2 protein-coding genes are annotated in these 1,089 nt (G+C 50.5%); one reads left to right on the forward strand and one right to left on the reverse strand.

Annotated elements, in window-relative coordinates; all coding sequences use genetic code 11:
- Positions 1–432, forward strand: a 432-nt coding sequence (locus VI25_RS21225; RefSeq protein WP_055562844.1) for an inorganic diphosphatase, incomplete at its 5' end; no start/stop codon positions are given.
- Between the two features lie 215 nt (positions 433–647).
- On the opposite strand, the gene VI25_RS25375 is transcribed toward VI25_RS21225, so the two are convergent.
- The coding region (locus tag VI25_RS25375) for a hypothetical protein (protein ID WP_055562845.1) at positions 648–1,089 on the reverse strand (442 nt) is incomplete at its 5' end.

The following is a 1,089-nucleotide window of genomic DNA, read 5'->3' on the forward strand; positions in this document are numbered from 1 at the left end:
GAATTTGTACCCGTGCAGCTTGCTGGTGCTGATCACTTGTTGGAGTTTCTCCCGTTCCCGGGCAACTATGGGTTCATTCCTAGTACGCGACTACCCACCTCTACCACGCGTCCCGGTAACCCGCCGCTAGCCGCACTAGTGCTGGCGGAAAGCGAGCCCGCAGGCACTGTCATGGAAGTATTACCAGTTGCCTTACTCCTGTTAGATGTCAACGGCGAATTAGAGCAGGTAGTCGTGTCAGTACCGGCTCGTCCGGCCCAGCAAATTTTACCCCACGCAACCGACTGGTCTTCCCTTCGGCGTCGCTACCCCGCCGTGCGCCAGTCCCTAAACTTATGGTTTCAGAACCGGAGCCGACCAGGCAGCACTCGCATAGTGGGGTGGAAGGATGAGCAAGCCGCCGCGCAACAAATCAAGAACTTAATGGATTAGGCAGAGTTGGCAATTAACTAATTGTGGTATGGCCTTGAGGTGATGTTATACAGTTACGGAACATTGGCTTATCTCATGCACTTTCGCTTTATGCACACGCCAACTTCAGTATGTAATCTTACACCTCGCAAGTAGCGAGCAAACAAAGAGCCCTACCGATAATACCGGCAGGGCTCTTTGTTTGCTGTATAGATTATAATAGATATAGATAAGTACTATTCGATTTTGTTCATCCGCTCCTTCACAGCTTCGAGAGCTACGCGCATGTTTACAATGTCGGCGCGGGCAGCTTCCTGCTCTTTCAGGTTCATATCAACCATGTTGTTGTACTGCAGCAATTCAGCGGCGTTTTTGGCCAGTTCTTGCTGAATTTCAGCCTTACGCGTCTTGTTCTTCTCGATGTCCTTCTTAATCATGTCAGCCTTTTGAATAACTGCCATGTGGTTGTTCTGCGACGACACCAGTGCTTTTTCAGCTTCAGCAACCTGGATAGCCAAGTCTTCGCGGTAGAGAGTCCGAGCAAAGTCTTTTAAGTAAGCCTCAGCCGCTTTCCACTGCACGGGAGTAGCTTCCTTACCCAAGTAGGCGTTGCCCAAGTCAATCGACCACCATACAGTAGTACCCGTTGGTACGGCATCTACCTTGCTGATAACACGT

It is taken from the genome of Hymenobacter sp. AT01-02 (assembly GCF_000961955.2).
In the GTDB taxonomy this organism is placed as follows: Bacteria; Bacteroidota; Bacteroidia; order Cytophagales; family Hymenobacteraceae; genus Hymenobacter; species Hymenobacter mucosus.